At 66.5% G+C, this 4,334-nt stretch carries 5 protein-coding genes and 2 pseudogenes; 4 read left to right on the forward strand and 3 right to left on the reverse strand.

The annotated features are described in order from the left end of the window. Together JCM9942_RS11330 and JCM9942_RS11335 are read left to right on the forward strand one after the other, a co-directional pair. A pseudogene (locus JCM9942_RS11330) lies at nt 1–755 on the forward strand (peptidase M14); the annotation flags it as partial. Between the two features lie 142 nt (nt 756–897). Then, on the forward strand, nt 898–1,632 hold the full coding sequence (locus JCM9942_RS11335) for an endonuclease/exonuclease/phosphatase family protein (RefSeq protein ID WP_241772695.1): 735 nt from the start codon (nt 898–900) through the stop codon (nt 1,630–1,632). A 76-nt stretch (nt 1,633–1,708) separates the two neighbouring features. Here the strand turns inward: JCM9942_RS11335 and JCM9942_RS11340 are convergent, their stop codons facing one another. Beyond that, nucleotides 1,709–2,320, reverse strand: coding sequence for a superoxide dismutase (locus tag JCM9942_RS11340; RefSeq protein ID WP_054659749.1), 612 nt, complete (start codon nt 2,318–2,320; stop codon nt 1,709–1,711). A 269-nt stretch (nt 2,321–2,589) separates the two neighbouring features. Between JCM9942_RS11340 and JCM9942_RS11345 the strand changes: the two genes are divergently transcribed. Continuing rightward, nucleotides 2,590–3,054, forward strand: coding sequence for a guanyl-specific ribonuclease (locus tag JCM9942_RS11345; RefSeq protein ID WP_054659751.1), 465 nt, complete (start codon nt 2,590–2,592; stop codon nt 3,052–3,054). After that, on the forward strand, nt 3,051–3,497 hold the full coding sequence (locus JCM9942_RS11350) for a barstar family protein (protein ID WP_054659753.1): 447 nt from the start codon (nt 3,051–3,053) through the stop codon (nt 3,495–3,497). The genes JCM9942_RS11345 and JCM9942_RS11350 overlap by 4 nt, the downstream gene beginning before the upstream one ends. Nucleotides 3,498–3,503: 6 nt before the next feature. Here the strand turns inward: JCM9942_RS11350 and JCM9942_RS11355 are convergent, their stop codons facing one another. Together JCM9942_RS11355 and JCM9942_RS11360 are read right to left on the reverse strand one after the other, a co-directional pair. After that, the gene (locus tag JCM9942_RS11355) at nt 3,504–4,031 is read right to left on the reverse strand and encodes an SRPBCC family protein (RefSeq protein ID WP_054659755.1); all 528 of its coding nucleotides are present in this window, start codon (nt 4,029–4,031) and stop codon (nt 3,504–3,506) included. A gap of 64 nt (nt 4,032–4,095) precedes the next feature. Further along, nucleotides 4,096–4,334: pseudogene (locus tag JCM9942_RS11360) on the reverse strand (ABC transporter ATP-binding protein); the annotation flags it as partial.

The raw sequence follows: 4,334 nt of genomic DNA on the forward strand, positions 1-4,334 counted from the left end.
AGCGCACTGGCCGGCACGGCGGTGCCATTGGCCTGGGCCACCGGCCCCGAGGCCCATCCCGTCGATTTCCTCGGCTATGCCTATACCCGCACGCCTCGGAGGTGTCCGGCGCGCTGATGACGCGCTATGACGAGACCACCCCGCAGGTCTGGCGCGTGCCGATGCGCGACACGATCTCCCCGTCGGTCCAGGTGGTCGCACCACGCGGCGGCTATATCGTGCCGGCCGCCCATGCCGAGGCCGTAGGCGCGAAGCTGCGCCAGCACGGCATCGATTTCCGCACGGTCGCCTCCAGCAAGGAACATCCGCTGCAGACCTTCCGCGCCGGAAAATCGACCCCGGCCGCACAACCGGTGGAAGGTCACCAGCGGCTGCAGGTTAGCGGACAGTGGCAGGAGGAAAAACGCACCGTGCCGGCCGGCTCGCTGTTCGTGCCGATCGCCCAGCCCAGGGCCCGCCTGGCGATGACGCTGCTCGAACCGCAGGCGCCGGACTCGCTGCTGCAATGGGGCTGGTTCAACAACCAGTTCGAGCGCAAGGAATACATGGAGGACTATGTCGCCGAACAGGTCGCCCGGCAGATGCTCGACGCCGATCCGGAACTGCGCAGCGAGTTCGAGCGCCGTCTGCGCGACGAGCCGGCGTTCGCCGCCGATCCCGCCGCGCGACTGGACTTCTTCTACCGCCGCCACAGCGCCTGGGATGAGCGTTACCAGCTCTATCCGGTGATGCGCAGCGACGTCAGCGCGTTCTGAGGCCTGCACAGCCCGTCCACGCCGGTGCACGTTAGGATGAAATACGCTCGAATGAATCTGTGCAATGGTGCGCTGGGGCTATCTCGGATTGCTTGTTCTGTCTTTCGCTGGCGCGGCCGAACCGACCGCGCCAGCGCTAAAAGTGGCCACTCTGCGCCTGCCTTCCGAGGCGGTGCAGTGGACGGAACAGCGCGAGCGGATTGTCGCGCTGCTTCAGGAACTGCACCCGGATGTGATCGCCGTGCAGCAGGTGCGGCAGTCGCCTGACGCCCCCAATCCCGCCTGCTGGCTGGCCAGCCGCCTGCAATACAACTGCGACTTCATCACCGCCGATCCGCCAAGCCAGCCGCTGCGCCAGGGCAATGTGCTGCTCAGTCGCGACAGCGTGGTCGAAGATGGCATCACCCTGCTGCATGGGGCCAACCAGTTCAGCGCCGCCGGCATGCAACGCCTGCAGCGCGGATCGAACACGGTGAACGTCTATCTGGTACGGATCCGGCCCGAAAACGATGACGCCAGCGCGCGCGAGCACCAGGCAGCGGACCTGCGCACCTGGATCGCGGCTACCGGTGACGGGTATCCATCGCTGGTGGTCGGCGACTTCTCGGCCTCCACCGGTGAGCTGGTCGAGCAATTGCCCGGGTTCCAGCCCGCACGCAAGAATCCTGCCGCACGCCGCAGCGAGGCGATCCCCGGTGCGCCATCCGGCCACGGCATGGATGTGCTCTACCAGGTGCGACGGTTCGCGGATGTGGCGCAACAGATGGTGCGGCTGACTTCCGAGGAGGATGGCCCCACCAACCCGCGGCCGCTGGGGCTGATGGTCACCGTCCGGCTGATCGAGACTGACGAAGCGGCTACACAGGACCCTCCCTGAAATGGAAACGGCCGGGCATCACTGCCCGGCCGTTTTGCTCCGCGCGCGCCGTCGATCACGACGGCGCCGATCGCCCTCAGGCCATCGCAGCGGCGTAACGACGCTCCACTTCCTGCCAGTTGATCAGGCTGTAGAAGGTTTCAATGAACTCGGCGCGGCGGTTCTGGAACTTCAGGTAGTAGGCGTGTTCCCACACGTCGATGGTCAGCACCGGGGTACGGCCTTCCATCAGTGGGCTTTCCTGGTTGCCGGTCTTCTCGATGACCAGTTTTTTGTCCGCGGTGACGCTCAGCCACGCCCAGCCCGAGCCGAACTGGGTCAGCGCGGCCTTGGTGAAATCTTCCTTGAACTTGGCAAAGCCGCCCAGCTGCTCGTCGATCGCCTTGGCCAGCTCGCCGCCCGGGGTGCCGCCGGCGTTCGGGGCGATCACGTCCCAGAACAGCGCGTGGTTGCCGTGGCCGCCGCCCTGGTTGCGCACGCCCTGCTGCAGGTTTTCCGGAAGGGTCTTGACCTTGCGCAGCAGTTCGTCGATCGGCAGGTCCGCGTACTCGGTGCCTTCCAGCAGCGCGTTGAGGTTGTTGACGTAGGTCTGGTGGTGCTTGGAGTGGTGAATCTCGACGGTGGCCGCATCCATGTACGGTTCCAGCGCGTCGTAGGCGTAAGGCAGCTTGGGCAGGGTAAAGGCCATCAGGAATCTCCTTGGGTATGTGCCTGGGGTCTGTGCCCGGCGATGCCGGGCGATGCAGATGCAAGGTCAATGGTAGGCAGGTAGCGGCAACTTACCAAGACCGGTGTAAAGGAAGCTTTGTCCTGTTGCAGCATTCCGATCGATGGGGAACACCTGCACTGCCGTTGTTATTCCCGGGTGAAAGCATGCCGCCGCAGCTTCCGTTCAAAAAAAGCCCGCGCCACACGTGATAATCGAAGCCCTTCGCAGCAACCTGATCCGCCCCGCCGATGCGTAAGCCCGTTCTTCTGTTCGTCGCCCTGTCCCTGCTGGTCGCCGGTCTGTGGGGCATGCACGAAGTGCAGCGTCCGGCGCCGCCGCAGTTCGCCCCTTCGCTGAGCAATCCCGCCACAGCTACCGGCGGAGACCGTGGGGAACCGCAAGCACCGCGCGCGCGCGACGCTCTGCCCGCCTTCCTGCCATCCGAGGCGCACGCCACCATCGCGCTGATCCAGCGTGGCGGTCCGTATCCACACCGGCAGGACGGCAGCGTGTTCGGCAACCGGGAACAACGCCTGCCGCAGCGGCCGCGCGGCTATTACCGCGAATACACCGTGGACACGCCCGGCCTGCAGCACCGCGGCGCCAGGCGGATCGTCACCGGCGGCGACCCGCCCGAGGCCTGGTATTACACCGATGACCACTACGACAGTTTCCGCAGTTTTGAAGTCCCCGCCCCCCGGAGTGCGCCATGAGTGACAGCGGTTTCGACATGGGGCTGGACGATGCCAGCCAGGCCGGCGTGTTTGGCGTGGGCGACGGCGATCTGGGCGGATTGGCTGCCGCCGCGCGCGATGCCGGGCTGCGCGTATGCCGGATCGATCTGCAAGCCTGTACCGACAAGCGCACGCTGCTGATGCGCATCGGCACGCAACTGGACTTCCCGACCGGCTGGAGCCGCAACTGGGATGCGCTGTCCGATGCGTTGCGCGACCTGTCCTGGCTGCCGGGCAACGGCTACGCGCTGCTCTTCAACGATGCCGAGGACCTGCGTCAAGCCGGCAGCGGGGATTTCGACACGCTGCTGGACGTGCTCTCCGAAGCCTCGGCCAGCTGGGCCGAGGACAACATTCCGTTCTGGGCGTTTCTGGAACTGGCCGATGGCGGCGCAGCGTCCACGGAACCCGCCGCCGACTGAGCCGGCTCAGCGGGGCTGCTGCAGCCAGCTCGCCAGTCCAGCCAGCTGCTGCGCCTGCACCGTATCCACGACAGGCGCGAGTTTCGCCAGGTCATCCGGGGTATAGCCGCCGGCACGGTAACGCCAGCTCACCCGGGTCGCCGCGCCCTCGGCCTGCAGCGTCCATTCGGCCACACCATGCAGGCCCATGGCCTGCATCGGCCCCAGACCGCCACTCATGCGCAGGGTCTTGTCCGGGTCGACGAACACCACCTGCAGATGCTGCGCCTGCCGGCCGCCGGCGATTTCGCAGAAGCAGCCGCCGGCGCGCGGGTCGATCGTCAGGGTGGAGGCCGCACCCCACCAGCTGTGGTCCTTGGGCCACCAGTGGTCGATCTGCGCGGTCATCGCCTCCCATACCTGCGCCGGCGATGCCTGGATCAGCACCTGGTTCTCGACCGTGAAACCCGTCGACGTGCTGTCTTTGACCGCCGCCTGCGCCGAGCCGATCAGGCCCGTCACCATCAGTGCAATACCGGTTGCCGCATAGCGCATGGCCGCGCCCGCCTGTAAGGGAAGGCGCCAGCATGCGCGGCCGGGGCGAACCCCGGCAAGCTGCTCAGCTGTCCAGTTCCTGCCAGCGCGCGTAGGCCGCGTCCAGCTCGGCCTGCACCTTGGACAGCTGCTGCGTATGTGCGGTCACCTCGGCACTGGAACGGGTATAGAACGTCGGATCGTTCATTGCACCGGTCAGGCCTTCCACGTCCATTTCCAGCTGCTCGATCCTGGCCGGCAGCTGCTCCAGCTCGCGCGCATCCTTGAAGCTGAGCTTGCGTTTGGCCGGGGCCGGCGTTTCGA

Origin of the sequence: Stenotrophomonas pictorum JCM 9942 (assembly GCF_001310775.1) — a bacterium.
Lineage (GTDB): Bacteria > Pseudomonadota > Gammaproteobacteria > Xanthomonadales > Xanthomonadaceae > Stenotrophomonas > Stenotrophomonas pictorum.